At 39.5% G+C, this 19,059-nt stretch carries 16 protein-coding genes; 14 read left to right on the forward strand and 2 right to left on the reverse strand.

The window, feature by feature from the left end:
• Positions 1-132 precede the first annotated feature (132 nt).
• Complete coding sequence (locus ACFSTH_RS08830) at positions 133-1,257, reverse strand: hypothetical protein (protein WP_377772215.1); 1,125 nt, start codon at positions 1,255-1,257, stop codon at positions 133-135.
• A 181-nt stretch (positions 1,258-1,438) separates the two neighbouring features.
• Positions 1,439-1,675, reverse strand: a complete 237-nt coding sequence (locus ACFSTH_RS08835; protein ID WP_377772869.1) for a DUF2626 family protein — start codon at positions 1,673-1,675, stop codon at positions 1,439-1,441.
• Positions 1,676-1,938: 263 nt separating this feature from the next.
• Here ACFSTH_RS08835 and ACFSTH_RS08840 point away from each other — a divergent pair, with 263 nt between their 5' ends.
• From ACFSTH_RS08840 to murD, 14 genes are all read left to right on the forward strand, one after another.
• Entirely contained in the window at positions 1,939-2,601 is a 663-nt protein-coding gene (locus ACFSTH_RS08840) for an RsfA family transcriptional regulator (RefSeq protein ID WP_377772213.1), read from the forward strand.
• A 145-nt stretch (positions 2,602-2,746) separates the two neighbouring features.
• Positions 2,747-3,760: a ketopantoate reductase family protein gene (locus tag ACFSTH_RS08845; RefSeq protein ID WP_377772211.1), complete on the forward strand. Its 1,014-nt coding sequence runs from the start codon at positions 2,747-2,749 to the stop codon at positions 3,758-3,760.
• Positions 3,761-3,764: 4 nt separating this feature from the next.
• Positions 3,765-4,160, forward strand: a complete 396-nt coding sequence (locus ACFSTH_RS08850; protein WP_377772209.1) for a DUF3397 domain-containing protein — start codon at positions 3,765-3,767, stop codon at positions 4,158-4,160.
• A 153-nt stretch (positions 4,161-4,313) separates the two neighbouring features.
• Complete coding sequence (gene bshC, locus ACFSTH_RS08855) at positions 4,314-5,960, forward strand: bacillithiol biosynthesis cysteine-adding enzyme BshC (protein ID WP_377772207.1); 1,647 nt, start codon at positions 4,314-4,316, stop codon at positions 5,958-5,960.
• Between the two features lie 28 nt (positions 5,961-5,988).
• Positions 5,989-7,248 (forward strand): adenosylhomocysteinase, encoded by a 1,260-nt coding sequence (locus ACFSTH_RS08860; RefSeq protein WP_377772205.1) that lies wholly within the window; start codon positions 5,989-5,991, stop codon positions 7,246-7,248.
• Positions 7,249-7,393: 145 nt separating this feature from the next.
• Positions 7,394-7,831, forward strand: coding sequence for a division/cell wall cluster transcriptional repressor MraZ (gene mraZ, locus ACFSTH_RS08865; RefSeq protein WP_377772867.1), 438 nt, complete (start codon positions 7,394-7,396; stop codon positions 7,829-7,831).
• Between the two features lie 35 nt (positions 7,832-7,866).
• Positions 7,867-8,817, forward strand: coding sequence for a 16S rRNA (cytosine(1402)-N(4))-methyltransferase RsmH (gene rsmH, locus ACFSTH_RS08870; protein WP_377772203.1), 951 nt, complete (start codon positions 7,867-7,869; stop codon positions 8,815-8,817).
• 11 nt (positions 8,818-8,828) lie between these two features.
• The gene (gene ftsL2, locus ACFSTH_RS08875) at positions 8,829-9,230 is read left to right on the forward strand and encodes a cell division protein FtsL (protein ID WP_377772201.1); all 402 of its coding nucleotides are present in this window, start codon (positions 8,829-8,831) and stop codon (positions 9,228-9,230) included.
• 35 nt (positions 9,231-9,265) lie between these two features.
• On the forward strand, positions 9,266-11,581 hold the full coding sequence (locus ACFSTH_RS08880) for a penicillin-binding transpeptidase domain-containing protein (protein ID WP_377772199.1): 2,316 nt from the start codon (positions 9,266-9,268) through the stop codon (positions 11,579-11,581).
• A gap of 103 nt (positions 11,582-11,684) precedes the next feature.
• Positions 11,685-13,619, forward strand: a complete 1,935-nt coding sequence (locus ACFSTH_RS08885) for a stage V sporulation protein D (protein WP_377772197.1) — start codon at positions 11,685-11,687, stop codon at positions 13,617-13,619.
• A gap of 73 nt (positions 13,620-13,692) precedes the next feature.
• Positions 13,693-15,174, forward strand: coding sequence for a UDP-N-acetylmuramoyl-L-alanyl-D-glutamate--2,6-diaminopimelate ligase (locus tag ACFSTH_RS08890; protein WP_377772865.1), 1,482 nt, complete (start codon positions 13,693-13,695; stop codon positions 15,172-15,174).
• Between the two features lie 2 nt (positions 15,175-15,176).
• A complete protein-coding gene (locus ACFSTH_RS08895) occupies positions 15,177-16,583 on the forward strand; it encodes a UDP-N-acetylmuramoyl-tripeptide--D-alanyl-D-alanine ligase (protein ID WP_377772195.1) in 1,407 nt (468 codons plus the stop codon).
• 4 nt (positions 16,584-16,587) lie between these two features.
• A complete protein-coding gene (gene mraY, locus ACFSTH_RS08900) occupies positions 16,588-17,547 on the forward strand; it encodes a phospho-N-acetylmuramoyl-pentapeptide-transferase (RefSeq protein ID WP_377772193.1) in 960 nt (319 codons plus the stop codon).
• 30 nt (positions 17,548-17,577) lie between these two features.
• On the forward strand, positions 17,578-19,041 hold the full coding sequence (gene murD, locus ACFSTH_RS08905; protein ID WP_377772191.1) for a UDP-N-acetylmuramoyl-L-alanine--D-glutamate ligase: 1,464 nt from the start codon (positions 17,578-17,580) through the stop codon (positions 19,039-19,041).
• The last annotated feature ends 18 nt before the right edge of the window (positions 19,042-19,059 follow it).

Raw genomic sequence — 19,059 nt, forward strand, 5'->3', positions numbered from 1 at the left:
GGCATCTGCCTTGCTGCCTGCCTACAAAAGCATAGGCATAAAAAAATGTGGAGAAAAACATTATGTTTTTCTTCACATTTTTATTTTAGGGACTTATTGGATAGTCCCTTTTTTTCATTTGTAACGGTACCACTATAGTTTAATAGCTAGCTTCATAATTAAATTTCCTTCTTCTACCGTTACTTCTTCTGCTTTGAGGAATGGAAGTAGTAGTTGGGGGTAGAATCCAAGATCGAATCGTTGCTCCAACTGAGTGCGAGTAGATTCTGGAAGGAGGAAGCCGTTGAATTTCAATTCATCCACATAGAATATGATTCCTTCTTTGGGCTGCTTTTCCACTTGATAATGACCGGTAACTTTGATTTCAGTTTGATTATTCATCCCGTAAGCGACTATTTTGTCTTTTTGAAAAGAAAATTGAAATTGCTCAAACATCGCATTTTGTTGTTTTAGAAATTGATTTAGTTCTTCGTCTGGCATTTTGACTGTATATGTTAATCCGTTCATCTCTAACAAATGGTTATTTTCTTGAATCCAAGCGGGAAGTTTGCCCATTGCATCAGCCAGTGCAGTAAAATATTGTTCAATGGCAGTTACACCTGTGTTGTTCCAATGGTCGGTTAGTTTACTAATCATCAATACTAATTTTTCGGCATCACTTCGTCCGAGTAGTTGGTTCTCTAGTTCTTCTTCCATCATAGCAACCTGATTGCGTTGTACCATTAACGCTTGTTCTAATTGGTGTAAAGTTGTTTCTTGTTGTTGCAGCTGCTGTAAATTTTGTTGTAGTTCTTTGTAAGTAAGAGCGTAGTCTGTTAGTGCTGACTGATCTTTCATATATATGATCTCGATCAAATCTAAAGTGCGCAACCAGTCAGTCCAAGAGTCGAAATGCAAAATAGCTGTTAACATAAAGTCTCTTTCGCCCATATAGTAGGCTTGTAGTACACGATCCGATTGCTGCTGCTGTTTACTTACGGTTACTTCTTGTTGCTTTAATTGTTCTAATAAACGCTCTATATCTATTTGTAAGACTTGCTGTTGTTGTTCTATTTTGCTAATTTCTTTATCTAGTTCAGTGACAGATAAACTTTTTTCTAGTATTTGTTGTACATCTTGCTCTAGCGGTTCATCTAATTCAGTTGCTGTTAATTCAAACGCAGAGGCGGAAAAATGTACAAAAATGAAGGTAGCTACAGTAAATAAGCTAACCCAATATATGTAATAGTGGCGATGACGAATGGAAGTTGGTTGCAACGTTTTCCCTCCTCTTAGCTACTAGTCTATGCGATCGACGACATGATTATATCTTATTAGATTAGAATACAGTGTTAGAAAATCAGCAGAAAAAAAGCTGTGCGCACATAATAAAAATTATGTGGGAACAGCTTTTTGCAGCTATATGTATAGTTTTCAGCTGCCTGTTACCTAACGTGTCTTAATAAGGGGTACCCATTTGGAACACTGACCAATAAGTGAATCCAATAAATGCAATGGCCATATATCCCCAGAACAGATACATATACGTTTTTTCGGTAAACTTCAGGTAGCCTAGAAAAACGAAAGCGACAGCTTGAACAAAGAAAAGTAGAGCGAATTCATACAATTCTCCTGCAAAACCCATCAGCCCAATCATCAAAGCGAAAACACCTAATACTCGAAACATGCGTGCCATCATCCGATCCCCCTTTCGCTACTCTCGAATTTCTAAACATTATTATACCTTTGTAATGATTTGGTGTCCACCAAAAACCACGAAAAATTGTAAAAAAGCAGAAGAAAATCGTTACAATAATATATTGTTCCTAAAGATGGAGTAAATATGTATGTTTATTTTAAGAATTGGTTATACAAAATAGTAGCCAATAGATTCTATGAACTCTACTAAGGGCATAGATTAAAAGTAAGCGTCTTTTACGTAAGGAGGTATTTTGTTTCATGACAACAATTAGGCAAGATGCGTGGAGCCCTGATGATGACTTAATATTAGCTGAGGTTACTTTGCGCCATATTAGAGAAGGTAGTACACAATTATCAGCGTTTGAGGAAGTAGGAGAACGAATCGCTAGAACGGCAGCAGCTTGTGGATTTCGTTGGAATAGTTATGTTCGAAAAAAATATAATGAAGCTATTCAAATAGCGAAACAACAACGACAAAAAAGAAGCTATTTTAAAAAACAATCTTTTCATGCCGTTCCGCAAATATCATCTGTTGCTACCTACGAAACGGAGGATAGTCTAGTAAGACCAGATGCACAATCTTTAGCAGGTTCATTGGAGGAAGGATTGTCTATTGATGCGGTTATTCGCTTTCTACGAAATTGGAAGACAACCTATCAAGATCTGTCTAGACAAATTAAGTTTTTTGAAAAGGAATTGAAAGAGAAAGAAGAAGTGTTACAAAGATTGAGTATGGAAAACGAAAGATTGTCTCGAGAAGTAAATAATGTACAAACGGATTATCAAGTAGTAAATGATGATTATAAAACATTAATTCAAATTATGGATCGAGCAAGAAAGTTAACCGTTTTAGCAAATGATAGTGAAATGAAACCACGTTTTAAAATGGATGCCAATGGAAACTTAGAACGAATGGAATAGAATCGGTTCATTATTAGTTAAAAATGAACGAGATTACCCGCCTGCTTATCGATACATTTGATAAGCAGGCTTTTCAATTTGGAGGGGAAAAGTATATAATACGCTTAGGAGTTACTGTATTTAATTATATAGGAGTGACCAAGCGATGATAGAAATTGTTGGCGCTGGTTCGATAGGTTTAATGCTAGCAGCCCGATTGGCAATAAGTGGAACCTCTGTTCACCTTTGGACAAGAACAGCAGAAACGGCAGAACAATTGACGAGTAAAGGTATTCAGTTTGTAGATATAGATGGAGTAAGTCATCTAGTAGGTGTTACAGCCAGCAGTATAGAGGAGGATGTGCCGCAATATATTACTTCTCGTACTAACAGATGGTTATTGCTTTGTATGAAACAAACCGATCTGACAACTGCTCTCTTTTATCATTTGCAACGAATAACGCAGCATGATCGTCAGGTTACTGCGCTATCAATGATTGCTCTACAAAATGGATTTGGTCATCTAAGCTTACTCGCTACAGAACTACCGGATGTTGCTATATATGCTGCTGTCTTAACGCACGGGGCGAGGAGAACAGCCCAAACAACTGTTTTACATACTGGTGCAGGGGAAATTTGGATTAGTAGTACAGCGGAGCAGGCTGTTGGCACAACTACTAGTATAGAAATGATCGAACAAACTACAAAAAACACCATAGATTTGCAAAAAAAAGTAGTACATATGATGAATAAAGCAGGATTAATGGTAAAATTGTCGAATGAGATGTACAATCGCTTATATGAGAAGCTGTTAATTAATGCTGTTATTAATCCATTAACAGCCATATATGATGTGTCCAATGGCGAACTGCCAAAGCATCGGACAAGATTATCGTTGATGAGACAACTCTGCGAAGAATCATATGCTGTTTTACAACTAGTAGGTTTACAACCACTCGGAGTTAACTATTATTGGGAAAGAATATTACAAATATGCGAGCAAACCGCTACTAATGTCTCATCTATGTTAGCGGATGTGCGAGCGGAGAAAGAAACGGAAATAATGGCGATTAATGGAGCCATAGTTATCATTGCAAGGGAACAAGAGGTTCAAGCACCGCTCAATACAGCGATGATAGAGCTAGTTCAAGTACTTTGTTTAGGTCGTAGAAAGGAGTGATGAAATGGGTGTATGGGATTATATGAAAACGATTTATGCAGTTATAGCAATTATTCCTATCATTCCGTTTGTTACCGTTCTTGTTTGTTATAGTTTATTTACTGGTGATCGTAAAAAAGCACTACGTTTAGCTATGGATATTTCTACTATGTTTTTTATTGGTACGGTTGCGGCTCTTTTTAATAATACATTCGATAGTAAATTCGGACTGTATGCTATTTTACTTATCATGCTAATCGGTGGTGGGTTGTTAGGTAATGCACAATATCGCAAGCGGGGCAGCGTAGATATTAAGCGAATATTTTTTATGGTATGGCGATTAACGTTTTTCCTCATGTGTATTTGTTATATTATTCTTGTACCTATTGAATTGGGGAAATTTTTATTTAATCCTACATAAGTAAATGAAAAAAATAGCTAGAAAGATCGCTTATCGTCTATTGGCGGTAGCGTTTCTTCTTTTTATAGCCGATTTTTTGATCGGAGCGTACATGTTAGTATATACTTAATGTTAGTAACGAAAAAAAATAAAGAGCAAGGATGAGAATCCAACATGACGATAAGATATGAGCAACATCCACTTAGTAGTGCGCAACGACTTTCTAACGATTTTATCCAACAAACGAATGATCAATTACAATTGTTATTTCCATATCATCCTTCTCAGGAACAAGATTGGAAGCAACGTTTGGAATCGATACAAAATAAGACGAAGCATCAAGTAGATCGGAGCAATTTAGCTGCTGTACTACGTACATATAATGAGAAGGCTGGAGCTGGTGCTGCTACATTTTCGTCAATAGATTCGATTGCATCAGGTTCACCTGTTATTATTGGTGGTCAACAAGCAGGACTATGGAGTGGTCCGTTACTTGTCGTATACAAGGTAGTTTCTATCATCCAATCGGCTCGCTATGCAACGGAGTTATTAGGAGAAAAAGTTGTACCAGTATTTTGGATTGCTGGAGAAGATCATGACTGGGACGAAGTGAATCATACGTATATATTATCGGCGGAACAAGAACTAAAAAAAGTAACCTTATCTCGTCCTCCGGGAGCAAATACTTCCGTTAGTCGAAGCAAAGTTACAGTGGACCAATGGGCAAAGCAACTTACTACATTAGAAGAAATATTGCCAAATACAGAATTTAAAGAACCACTTCTTGCATTATTACAGCAGTATAGTGAACAATCAGAGTCATTGTCTGATTTGTTCGCCAAAATGATGGTATCTTTGTTTCCAGAGGAAGGGTTAATCGTAATAGATGCGGATGATCCTAATTTACGGCATTTAGAGTCAGAAATGTTTCAATACTTCATAGAACATAACGATGCTTTAGCAGCGTCCTATCATAAAGATGCCGAAAAGGTAAAGCAATTGGGATATCCATTGCAGGTAGAGCCGCAATTAGGCTGTTCCAATTTGTTTTATTTTGCCCCCGAGTTAGAAGGAGAGCGTGTGTTGTTGTATAAGCAAGATGGATTGTTTGTTGATCGGAAACAGCGTATTCAATTGACCAAAGAACAATTGCTTCAAATAGCAGAGCAACAGCCAGAGCTACTAAGTAACAACGTATTAACTAGACCGTTAATGCAAGAGTTTTTATTTCCTGTATTAGGTACTGTGCTCGGCACAGGAGAAATCGCCTATTGGGCAGCTACGGGAACAGCGTTTGCATATGCTGCATTTGAACAACCGATCATTATACCGCGTACTTCATTTACACTGTTGGATGGTGTCGTGGACAAAAATATGAAGAAATACGAACTATCATTTACAGATGTAATAGAGCGATTCGACGAGTGTAAAGCAGCTTGGTTGAAAGAGCAAGATACGCTTCAATTAGAAGAACAATTTTCTGCTGTGGCAGAGTCTTTTACGAAAAGCTATACGCCGCTGTTGCAGACAGCAGTTTCTATTCAACCCGGACTAGCTAAGCTTGGCGATACTAATTTGAACAAAATATTGGAACAAATTCGCTTTATGGAGCAAAAAACAGTAGCGGCACATGAAAAGCAATTTGAAGCTGCGATACGTCAATTTGATCGTATTAAAGTGACCATTACTCCGGCAGATAGATTGCAAGAGCGCGCATTGACTGTAGTAAGTTATTTAAGTCGTTATGGACAGCAGTGGTTGGAGGAGTTACTGACGATACCATATAAACCGACAGGCGGACATTACATTATTTATTTGTAAATATTATGAGTAAGCGGGAGGACATAACATGACAGCAACAGAGCAAAGTATTATTGCAGATCCATCATTAGCAGCGGAAGGTCATTTGAAAATTGCTTGGGCGCAATCTCATATGCCTGTTTTGAATCGTATCCGCGAACAATTTGAGAAAGAGCAACCGTTTAAAGGGTTAAAGGTTTCCATATCATTACACTTGGAAGCAAAAACAGCATATTTGGCAAAAGTCATTCAAGCTGGCGGTGCGACTGTAACAATAACGGGTAGTAATCCATTATCGACGCAAGATGATGTCTGTGCAGCATTAGTGGAGGATGGTATTACTGTCTTTGCGAAATATAATCCTACAGAGGCGGAGTTTAAAGCACTCAACATCGAAGCATTAAAGTCGAAACCTGATTTATTGATAGATGATGGCGGCGATTTGGTAACTTTGCTACATGAGGGATATAGTTCATACGGAGAGCAACTGCGTGGTGGCGCAGAAGAAACAACGACAGGAATTATTCGGCTAAAAGCATTACAGCAAAGCGGGCAATTAGCTTTTCCGATGGTAGCTGTTAATGACGCTTATTGCAAATACTTATTTGATAATCGCTATGGTACAGGCCAATCGGTATTTGATGGTATTAATCGAACGACTAATTTAGTAGTAGCGGGTAAGACGGTTGTTGTTGTTGGTTATGGTTGGTGTGGCAAGGGTGTAGCCATGCGAGCAAAAGGATTAGGTGCTAATGTTATCGTTACTGAGATAGATCCGATTAAAGCTGTTGAAGCGTATATGGATGGTTTTACAGTAATGCCAATGATTGAGGCGGCTCGTCTAGGTAATTTATTTATAACGGTAACAGGTAATCGTGATGTTATTCACCGAGAGCATTATGCTGTCATGAAGGATGGAGCGATACTAGCAAATGCAGGTCATTTTGATGTAGAAATTAACAAACCAGATCTGTATGAAATGGCGAGCGAAGTTAGAAAAGTCCGTCACAATATCGAACAATTCCAATTAGCGAATGATCGCAGTATTTATTTACTGGCGGAAGGAAGACTTGTTAATTTGGCAGCTGGTGATGGACATCCGGCGGAAATTATGGATATGACGTTTGCTTTACAAGCATTGTCATTGCGATATGTGAATGAACATTTTGAAGAGATTGGTAAACAAGTAGTTGATGTTCCTTATGAACTCGATCAGCAAGTGGCACAATATAAATTAGAAGCATTAGGTATGGCGATAGACCAACTATCGGAACAACAAAAGACATATTTGGCTAGTTGGAAGGAATAATTTGGATTTAGACTGTCAATAAATATTTTTTTTCAAAAACCTGCTTTGTATAAGCAGGTTTTTTTATGTTTTTGGCGAATAATACTAGATTAGTGGGACAAAGTGGAGTAAAGTGGTGATATAGGGGGAAGGGGTGGAGCGAAGTATGTTTATGGGCGAATATCAACACACTATAGATGACAAAGGTCGTTTAATTATTCCGTCCAAATTTCGCGAAGCGCTCGGACCTGTATTTGTAGCCACTAGAGGGCTAGATAATTGCTTGTTTGTATACCCGATGGAAGAGTGGAAAGTAATGGAGGAAAAACTTCGTGCTTTACCATTAATGAAAGCTGATGCACGAGCATTTACACGGTTTTTTTTCTCAGGGGCGGCAGAATGTGAATTAGACAAGCAAGGTAGAGTAAATATTCCAGCACAATTGAGACAATATGCACAATTAGATAAAGATTGTATGGTGTTAGGTATTTCTGGTCGGGTTGAGATTTGGAGTAAGCAGCTATGGGATGGTTATTATGAACAGTCCGCAGAAGCTTACAATGATATGGCAGAGCAATTAGTTAATTATGATTTTAATTTTTAAATAAATCGCGTGTTTGACAACAGGAGGATGTAAGCATGTTTCAGCATACAACAGTATTATTGCACGAAGCGGTTGAAGGGCTGGCTATTAAACCAGATGGCATCTACGTTGACTGCACACTTGGTGGTGCAGGGCATAGTGAGCTAATACTGTCACAACTTGGTGATGAAGGTCGTTTAATCGCTTTTGATCAAGATGAGTTGGCGCTGAATAATGCACGTCAAAAGCTTGCGCCTTATCTTCATAAAGTGACATTAGTTCATCGGAATTTTCGGTATTTAGAAGAAGAGTTGTTGAAGTGTCAAGTTCCAGTACATAACGGAGTTCCGCAAGTAGACGGCATTTTGTTCGATCTGGGTGTATCTAGTCCGCAACTTGATGAAGCAGACCGTGGATTTAGTTACCATCAAGATGCTCCACTCGATATGCGAATGGATCAATCAAGTGATCTTACTGCTAAAGAGATCGTCAATGAGTGGTCAGAGCAAGAATTGACACGGATTTTGGATCGGTATGGTGAGGAAAAATTTGCTCGACAAATTGCACGAAATATTGTAAAAAAACGGCAAGTTGAACCGATAACCAATACTGCTGAGTTAGCAGAGATCATTAAAGAAGCAATACCTGCTGCTACTCGCAGAAGTGGTCCGCATCCAGCACGTCGTTCTTTTCAAGCGCTACGAATTGCAGTGAACGATGAGCTTGGAGCTGAGGAAACAGCATTGGAACAAGCGGTCCGCTGTCTAGCTCCGGAAGGACGTTTAGCTGTTATTACTTTTCATTCCTTAGAAGATCGGATTTGTAAACAGTTATTTGTTAGTTATATTGAAAAGTGTAGCTGTCCTCCTGATTTTCCACTTTGTGTATGTGAACGAAAAGGGGAGCTTAAGTTAGTTAAGCGTAAGCCAATTTTGCCATCAGAACAAGAAATAGCAAGTAATAGTCGATCTCGTTCTGCGAAGCTAAGAATTGCACAAAAATTGTAGGGGGAATGAAAATGGCCTATACGAGTGGCAACTTGGCACTTAAACCAAAACCGAAACAAGAGCAACCGAAAAAACAACCGCAATATCGAGAAACGAAACGAACAGTTATTAAGAAAAAGGCAATACCTGTAAAAGAAAAACTACTTTATTTGTTTACCGTTATACCTTGTGTGATCATTGCGGGAATCATTATTTTTCGATACGCTCAAATATATGATCTAAGCATGAATACAAAACAACTAAACTCACAATATCAAACGATGATCGTAGAGATGGAAGATATGAAAAAGCAAGTGGAAATGTTAAATGATCCTGAAAGAATTAGAGAAATTGCCGAAACACAAGGAATGACGATCAACATGGAAAGTAGTATTTCTGTCAAAAAAAGTGGTACACCAACTAATTCTAATTAGAGATATAGTAGTTATAGAGAAATAAGGTGATATTAATGTTGAGAAAAATTAGACTAAGAACACTACTATTTGGAGGGCTGTTCACCCTCCTTTTTGTTATTTTAATTGGTAGAATCTTCTATGTACAAATTGTAAATGGCGATCAATGGCATGATATGGCCAAAAATATTTGGTCCACTGCGGAAGTATTACCAGCAAAAAGAGGCGAAATTACCGACCGTGATGGTAACATATTAGCGATGGATACAATTGCTTATAACGTCATGCTTAATCCAAAAATGATCAATGAATCAGAAATAGTAGATGATGTAACAGAAGGACTTGCGGAAATTTTAGAAACGTCGAAATCAAACATATTAGAGCAATTAACAGCCAAAAGAGAAAACGGCAATTATTATGTACAGCGTGAATTGCGCAAAGATGGCTGGCAAATTGATAAGGAAAAAGCAGACAAAATTAAAGAATTTAGTGCAGAGTTAAATCAAAAAGTTAGAGACAAGAAAAAAAATGGATTGCTTGTTCAAGAAAATGTAGGCAGCGGTATTTATTTGGAAGAAACGTTAAAACGTTATTATCCAAAAAGAAAACGCGCATCGCACATACTTGGTTATATGACGTTGGATCGAGATACGAAGACAGGATTGGAATATTATTTTGATGAACAATTAACAGGGGAAGATGGCTACATCCATTATTTAAAGGATGGAATGCGTGTACAACTTTCTCAAGGCGAAGTAGATTATAAGTCAGCAAAAGATGGCGATCGCATTATGTTAACGATTGATAATGATATCCAAAACTATGCAGAAGAAGCACTAAAAGAAGTAGTCAAAAAACATGATCCGAAAAGTGCGACTGCTATCGTATTAGATCCGAAAACGATGGAAATATTGGCAATGGCAAATACACCTGATTTTGATCCCAACGAATATTGGGAGGGAGAATCTTATAATCACGCGGTACGTTCTTTATACGAACCGGGTTCCACGTTTAAAATTATGACATTAGCTGCAGCTGTCGAAGAGGGGCAGTTTGATCCTGAAGAAACTTACATGTCTGGTCGAATTAACGTACCAGGCGGTACGATTAGTGAGCATAATAAAGTAGGATGGGGTCAAATTACGTTTTTAGAAGGTGTAAAATATTCAAGTAACGTTGCTTTTGTCAAAATGGGTTATGAACGACTAGGAAAAGAAAAGTTAAAAGAATATTACGCTAATTTTGGTTTTGGTCAAAAGACAGGTATCGATCTAGGCGGTGAATTGCCAGGGACGATTGATTTTCATTGGCCACGAGACGTTGCATCAGCAACGTTTGGGCAAGGGGTTGTACAAGTAACGCCACTACAACAAGCGGTTGCGGTTGCAGCTGTAGCTAATGGCGGGAAATTATATAAACCACAAATTATTAAAGAAATAACCGATATGGAAACCAATACGACGACTGTACGAGAACCAGAGTTTGTGCGACAAGTCGTATCCGAGAAAACGTCGAAATTAGTCAATGAATATTTGGAACAAGTCGTTTCCGATCAACAACGAGGAACGGGTCGTCATGCTTATATTGAAGGATTTCGCGTCGCAGGGAAAACCGGTACAGCACAAAAAGCTGCTGCGGGAAAGAGTGGTTATTCCGAAAATAAATTTGTCGTGTCTTTTATCGGCTATGCACCAGTAGAAGATCCACAAATTGTTGTGTACGTTGTTGTTGATGAGCCGAGTGGAGCGCTAGCAGGTGGTGGATCAGTTGCTGCTCCAGCGTTTAAAGAAATTATGTTAAATAGTTTGCGTAAAATGGGAGTTCAACCGAACTATGATACAGGTACTGATCAAGCAGGCAAAAAAGAAGCTAGTGTTATCATTCCAGATGTGACGAAGAAAAAAGTAGCCCATGCTCGGGAACAGGTAAAAGGACTCGGCATGAATTTTGAAATTATCGGTACAGGTACTTCTGTTGTTAAACAAGTGCCGGCAGCGAAAACAGTGGCGCATCCGACACAAAAAGTGTATTTGATAACGGAACAAGAAGAAAATTTAGGCATTCCTGATTTGACAGGTGCTTCTTTACGAGACGCATTAGAAATCAGTTCTATCGTAGGAGTAAAGTTAGTCGTACAAGGAGAAGGGTACATTGTTTCGCAACAAGAAATAGTCGAAAATAATGTGCGACAGCTGAAAATAGTTCTAGCTCCACCCGCTGGCTCTGAAGCAGCAGAATATTATGTTGATCCAACAGATGAGGTTCCGGAGTCAGAAGAAGACTCGGAGGCAGGCGAAGAAGAGCAAGTAGCAGAAGAGGAAGAAGCTATAGAAGAGTCTCCAACTGAAGAAAGTTCTGCTCCAGCAAACTAACTCATTATCGATCTACGCTTGTTCTATCCCGAAATGCGATTGAATAGACTGGTATTAGCATTTTGTACATGCTTTCCAAGTTTAGTTGCGGAGGGGAGAACGAATGAAAGTATCGGCAATGACGTTACGACGTCGTTTGTATTTATTGTTATTATTAGCTGCACTTGTTTTTTTGGCACTTATTATACGATTAGCGTTTGTACAATTGGGGCAAGGGGAACAATTATCAGAGAAGGCAGAAGATTCCTGGCGACGCAATATTCCATACATCGAAAAGCGTGGAGAAATTTGGGATCGTAATGGGACACAGTTAGCCTATAATATTAGTTCACCCACTGTTTGGGCCATACCAGTCCAAATAAAAGATAAGCCGGCGACTGCTAAGCAATTAGCAAATATGCTCGGTATGACGGAAGATGTCGTGCTTGAAAAAATAAATACCAAAAAAATGCTTGTACAATTAGGACCTGGTGGGCGAAAAGTGACCATTGAAAAAGCAGCAGCCATTAAAGAGCTGCAACTGCCAGGTATTGTTGTAGCAGAAGATAATAAGCGATATTATCCTTATGGTAGTTTAGCAGCGCATGTCCTTGGTTTTACAGGGATTGACAATCAAGGTCTTACCGGGCTGGAAGCGAAGTATAATGAGGAGTTAAGCGGTGTTGCTGGCAATATCTCCTTTTTGTCTGATGCCGCTGGTAGACAGATGCCGAATTCTTCCGATGTGTATGTCGAACCCAAAGAAGGGTTGACGATGCAGTTAACTTTGGATAAAGATATTCAGAGCATTGTGGAGCGAGAATTGGAATTAGCATTGACGGAGCTTCATGCAGACCACGTTATCGGCATTGCTATGAATCCAAAAACAGGCGAAATTTTAGGTATGGCTAGTAGACCTACTTATCGACCGGATCAATATAAAGATGTACCACAGGAAGTTTATAATCGTAATTTACCTATTTGGATGACGTATGAGCCTGGTTCCACGTTTAAAATTATTACACTAGCAGCTGCTCTGGAAGAAAAGAAAGTGAATTTGATACATGAACATTTTTTTGATCCTGGTTCAATAGAAGTTGGTGGAGCGCGGCTACGTTGTTGGAAACGTGGAGGGCATGGTAGTCAAACGTTTTTGGAAGTAGTGGAGAACTCTTGTAACCCAGGGTTTGTAACACTAGGAAATCGACTGGGAAAAGAGACGCTCTTTCAATATATTAAAGACTTTGGATTTGGTAAAAAAACAGGGATTGATATTAGTGGTGAAGAAAACGGCATTCTATTTAAACTAAGTCAAGTAGGTCCAGTGGAGCTAGCTACGACTGCATTCGGACAAGGTGTTTCCGTTACTCCGATTCAACAAGTGGCAGCTGTGTCCGCAGCTATTAATGGCGGTACATTGTATAAGCCTTATGTCGTGAAATCTTGGCTTAATCGAGAAACAGGAGAAACAGTGCAAGCTGTTGAGCCAGAAGTAGTGCGAGAAGTGGTTTCGGAGGGAACGTCGAAACAAGTGCGAGATGCGTTGGAAAGTGTTGTTGCCAAAGGAACTGGTCGTAATGCATTTATCGATGGGTACCGTGTTGGTGGCAAAACAGGAACTGCTCAAAAAGTTATAAATGGACGTTATTCACCTAATGAACATATTGTTTCTTTTATTGGTTTTGCGCCAGCAGATGATCCGGAAATCGTCGTCTATGTCGCGGTTGATAATCCGCAAGGGATTCAATTCGGCGGTTTAGTAGCTGCACCTATCGTCCGCAACATATTAGAAGATGCGCTTCAAATATTAGAAGTGCCTAAGCGTAAAGATCAAATTGCCCGTGACTATCGTTATGGAGAAACGCCAATTGTTACCGTTCCTAACTTGGTCGGCAAAACAACGATTGATATTTATGAAGATATGAATATGAACTTTAATTTATCGGCAGCTGGTGCAGGTAAAGTAGTTGTGAAACAAGCGCCGGCAGCAGGGGAACGGATAGAGCGGGGCTCGACCATCCGGATTTATTTGGGTAAAGAGAGTGATATAGGCGATTAACCAGATTGTTATTTGTAGCATATAGTATTCCCATAGCGTATTATTGGGAGGCTAGAAGCAGATGGTTAAGCAAATGAAATGTGGTGAATTGACCAAATTGTTAATAACTGCACGATGGTTCTATGAATCAGATGTAGTTATTACTGGTATGACGAATGATTCCCGCAAAGTAGTACCAGGAGATCTGTTTGTTTGTTTGCATGGTTACCGTGTAGATGGGCATCAGTTTGTGCAAGAAGCAATAGAGCATGGCGCAGTTGCTATCGTCACTGAAAAACTTCTGGACATAACGATCCCTCAATTATTGGTAAACGATAGTGTACGAGCGATGGCGATGATAGCTACTTATTATTATGATTATCCACTCGAAAAACTTAGTCTGATCGGTGTAACGGGGACGAATGGTAAAACGACGACGACGTATTTGTTAGAGCGATTGCTGGAGTTTGCAGAAAAAAGGACTGGTGTTATTGGGACGATTGAAATGCGTTATGCAGATAAAAAGTTTCCGATGTTACAAACTACACCACATTCTTTAGAACTACAGCACTTTTTTGCAAATATGCGTGATGAACAAATCGATTATTGTGTGATGGAAGTTTCTTCTCATGCTTTAGAGCAAGGTAGAGTGTTGGGCTGTTCCTTTCGAACGGCTATATTTACCAATCTAACCCAAGATCATCTCGATTATCATCAAACGATGAGTCGATATGAAGCAGCGAAAGGATTAATCTTTAGCAGGCTTGGTAATCGATTTTATCGAGATGAACAGCAGCGCAGTTACGCTGTGTTAAATGCGGATGATCAAGTCGCCAAACGTTATGCAGCATCTACAGCTGTAGAAGTAGTTACTTATGGCATTGAAAATAAAGCAGATGTGAGAGCGACGAATATTCAAATTAGTCATCATGGTAGTCGATTTATGTTGCACAGTTTCCGAGGATCGTGTTTAATTGAATTGCCACTAGCAGGAAAGTTTAATATATATAATGCACTAGCAGCGATAACAGCAGCTTTATTAGAAAATATAAGCTTGGAGACAATCCGAGACGCATTGGCTGATTTATGTGGAGTGCCTGGTAGAGTAGAGAAAGTGGAGAGTAATCAAAAGTTCTCCGTATACATTGATTATGCACATACACCAGACGGGCTGCAAAACGTGTTGTATGCCGTTCGTGAAATAACAGATGGAAAGCTAATAACTGTGTTTGGATGTGGTGGGGAACGAGATCGTTCAAAACGACCGCTGATGGGGAAAATAGCGGCTACGCTATCTGATCATGTCATTGTAACGTCTGATAATCCACGTAGCGAAGATCCAGCATTGATTATGAAGGAGATAGAACAAGGGATAGAGTCGTTGCAGTTGCTTCATAAACAGCATCAATTGATTAGTGATCGTCGCGAAGCGATAAAAAAAGCAATTGAAATGGCAGGTCCATCAGATGTAGTATTAATAGCGGGGAAAGGTCATGAAACATATCAATTAATTGATGGTGTTTCCCACCCATTTGATGATCGAATAGTAGCTAAAGAGGCGATAAGGGGATTATAACAGTGATTAAAAGAACATTAAAACAAGTAGCGGAAATGTGTGGCGGTAATAGTCGCGGGTTTGAACCCACGACTATTATCGAAGGGGTGGCGATTGATTCTCGCAGTGTGCGACCTGGACAATTGTTTGTTCCAATCGTTGGTGAACGGTTTGATGGTCATCAGTTTGCCAAGCAAGCGATGGAGCAAGGGGCATCTGCTATGCTATGGCAGGCGAATCGTTCTTTACCGGAAGAACTGACTACCATACCACGTATTTTGGTGAAAGATACATTGATAGCATTACAACAATTAGCAAAAGCTTATCGCAGTGAATTAATGACGAGAGTAATTGGAGTGACAGGCAGCAATGGAAAGACAACAACGAAAGATTTGCTTGCTGCTGTGCTTGCAACAGTCTATGACGTACATAAAACGGAAGGTAATTTAAATAACGAAATCGGTTTGCCATTAACTATATTACAACTAGCGGAAGAAACGGAAGTAGCTGTGTTGGAAATGGGAATGAGCGAATTTGGTGAAATTGAGCTATTAAGTAATATTGCGCAGCCCGATGCTGCTATTATTACTAATATCGGCGAATCCCATATGGTCTCGCTAGGTTCACGGGCAGGGATCGCTAAGGCGAAGCTAGAAATAATAACAGGGCTTAACGAACAAGGATTGTTACTTATAAACGGTGATGACGATATACTAACACAACAAATGCAAGAAAAAAGTATAGATGAAATGACGTTTGACACGCGAACGTTCGGTTTGTTATCACATAATGATTGGTCGGCAGCAATAGTAGCTCTGGCTGAAGATAAATCGGAATTTAACGTTTATTATAACGGTGAATCGAGTAGTCTGGAAAATGTCGTATTAAAAGTGCCTGGTAAGCATAATATTAGCAATGCGCTTGCTGTTATTGCAGCAGCTCGTTTTTTTGGAGTTTCAGCAGAGAAAATTAAACAAGGCCTATTAACAGCGCAAATTACTGGTATGAGAATAGAATCTACACTTGCATTTAACGGTGCGAAATTATTTAATGATTGCTACAACGCTAGTCCAAGCTCGGTAAAGGCTGCTATCGATTATGTTGCTGGTTTATCAAATTACAAACGAAGGTTTGTAGTATTGGGTGATATGCTTGATCTCGGGGAGCAAGAGCGGAACATGCATGAAGAAATTGGGGAATATGTAGTTAATCATCCTATTGATGTGTTATTAGGCTATGGTCCATTGACAGTTGAGACGATCCGAGTGGCTAACGAGGGAAAAGCATCGTCTACTGCGTACCATTTTCAACAAAAGGAACAACTCGTCGATTGGTTAAAACAACAACTTACTGCAGAAGATGTGGTGCTTGTCAAAGGATCGCGTGGCATGCAAATGGAAGAAGTTGTGACGTTACTAGAAAAGGGGTGAACTAATGGATATAATGGTCATGTTGTTTACAATCGGAGTTTCTTTTTTAATAGCAGTTATTTTAGGGCCATTACTTATTCCATTGTTGCGACGCCTAAAGTTTGGACAGCAAATTCGTGATGATGGTCCTGAAAGTCATTTGAAAAAAAGCGGAACACCAACGATGGGCGGCATCATTATTATGGTGGCAGCAACGATTGCTTTTTTGCGTTTCGCTGACTTTACACCAGCATTTTGGGTGTTGTTAACCGCTGCACTTGGTTTTGGATTAGTCGGATTTTTAGATGATTATATTAAAATTGTATTTAAGCGTTCGCTTGGTTTAACAGCAATTCAAAAATTAATTGGGCAATTATTGTTTGCATTGATCGTTTGTGCATTGTTATTTAATATGGGTCATAGTACAGAAATTAGTATACCAGGCACTGGCGTGTCATTTGATATGGGCTGGTTTTACTATCCTTTTGTTATTATAATTATGTTCGCTGCTAGTAATTCCGTTAACTTTACGGATGGGGTAGATGGTTTGTTAGCTGGTACAAGTGCTATCGCCTTTGGTGCTTTTGCCATAATAGCTTTGCAAGTAAATGCAGTGGAATCAGCTGTTTTCTCAGTAGCAATGATCGGTGCTGTACTCGGTTTCCTTGTATTTAATGCTCATCCTGCTAAAGTGTTTATGGGTGATATGGGGTCACTTGGTATCGGTGGAGGAATTGCGGCTGTAGCCATATTGACCAAAACGGAATTGTTGCTTATTATTATTGGCGGTGTGTTCGTTATTGAAATGCTTAGCGTCATATTGCAAGTAGGTTCTTTCAAGTTACGTGGGAAACGAATTTTTAAAATGAGTCCGATTCATCATCATTTTGAATTAAGTGGTTGGTCAGAGTGGAAAGTGGTTTTCGTGTTCTGGACAGTAGGGTTACTGTTTGCCATTGTAGGGCTTGGCTTAATATTCATATAATGCTTATTCATTATAGAAAGGATTGTCACTATGTATCATCCATCGTCTTATAGCAATAAACGGGTAGTAGTGCTTGGTATGGCGAGAAGTGGCGCTAGTATTGCTAAGCTGTTTCACCAGTATGGAGCAAAAGTTACTATTAATGATATGAAAGATAGGAAACTTTGCAGTGAGGCAGATGAACTAGAGCAAATGGGCATTATCGTTATTTGTGGTTCTCATCCCGCTGATTTAGTTACAAGTGAGACTGCTTTGCTTATAAAAAATCCAGGGATACCATATAGTGCTCCGCCTGTTATTGCAGCCCAGCAATTACAGATCCCTATTATTACAGAAGTAGAAGCAGCTTATTATTTATCTCCAGCACCGATTATTGGTATTACGGGTTCGAATGGAAAGACGACAACGACATCCTTAACAGGCTTGTTGCTAAAAGCGGCAGGCTTGTTGCCAATTGTAGCCGGAAATATTGGTAGACCACTAAGTGAAGCGGCGCATGAAGCTACTGTCAATGATTGGTTAGTTGCGGAGCTTAGCAGTTTTCAGCTCAAAGGAACTGTTAATTTTCAACCGCACATCGCTGTCTTGTTAAATATTTCAGAAACTCATTTGGATTATCATGGTAGTATGGACGATTATGTCACAGCAAAAAGTAACATTTTTCGCAACCAAACGACAACCGATTATGCGATTTGGAATGCAGATGATCCACTATGTAATCGGATGATAGAGAAGAGTGATGCAAAAAAAATACCATTTTCATTATATGAACAATTACCTTATGGTGTTTATGTCAGCCCACCTTATAAGAAGGATGCTGCGGAGCCGCTCAACACTGATCCATCTCTACTGGAGGAGCGGTATATAGTATATCGTGAAGAGGCGAGTGATAGTGAAATAGAGCAAGAGGCAGTGCAAATTGTGAAGGTACGGGATCTGTCTATTCCCGGAAAACACAATGTTGCCAATGCATTAGCTGCTCTGGCGATTGTTATTGCGACAGGTGTTAAACCTCAGCAAGTAGTAGCGGAGCTCTGCCAATTTAAAGGTGTGGAGCATCGCTTGGAATTTGTTCGAGAAATGAATGGTGTAGCGTACTATAATGACTCTAAAGCTACAAATGCTGTAGCAACAATGATGTCCGTATCTTCTTTACCCGAAAAAGTAATTTTAATTGCTGGCGGGCTTGATCGAGGTTCTGACTACAGCGAGCTGTTACCTTTAATGAAGGAGAGAGTGAAGGCGGTAGTTTTGCTGGGGCAAACAAGGTTTAAGTTGGCGGAAATTGCCAAACAAGCAGGTTTAATATGCATCGAAATCGTCGAACCTGATGAGGACGTCGAAAAAGTGATGCAACAGGCAACTAGAAAAGCAGCATCTCTTGCTAATCCAGGAGATATTGTATTACTCTCACCAGCTTGTGCAAGTTGGGACATGTTTGATTCATTCGAACAAAGAGGAAGCATGTTTAAAAATTCGACGCATACCTTGTAGTAGGGGGCCTGTCCCTAC

Source organism: Paenibacillus yanchengensis (assembly GCF_042684845.1).
In the GTDB taxonomy this organism is placed as follows: Bacteria; Bacillota; Bacilli; order Paenibacillales; family Paenibacillaceae; genus Pristimantibacillus; species Pristimantibacillus yanchengensis.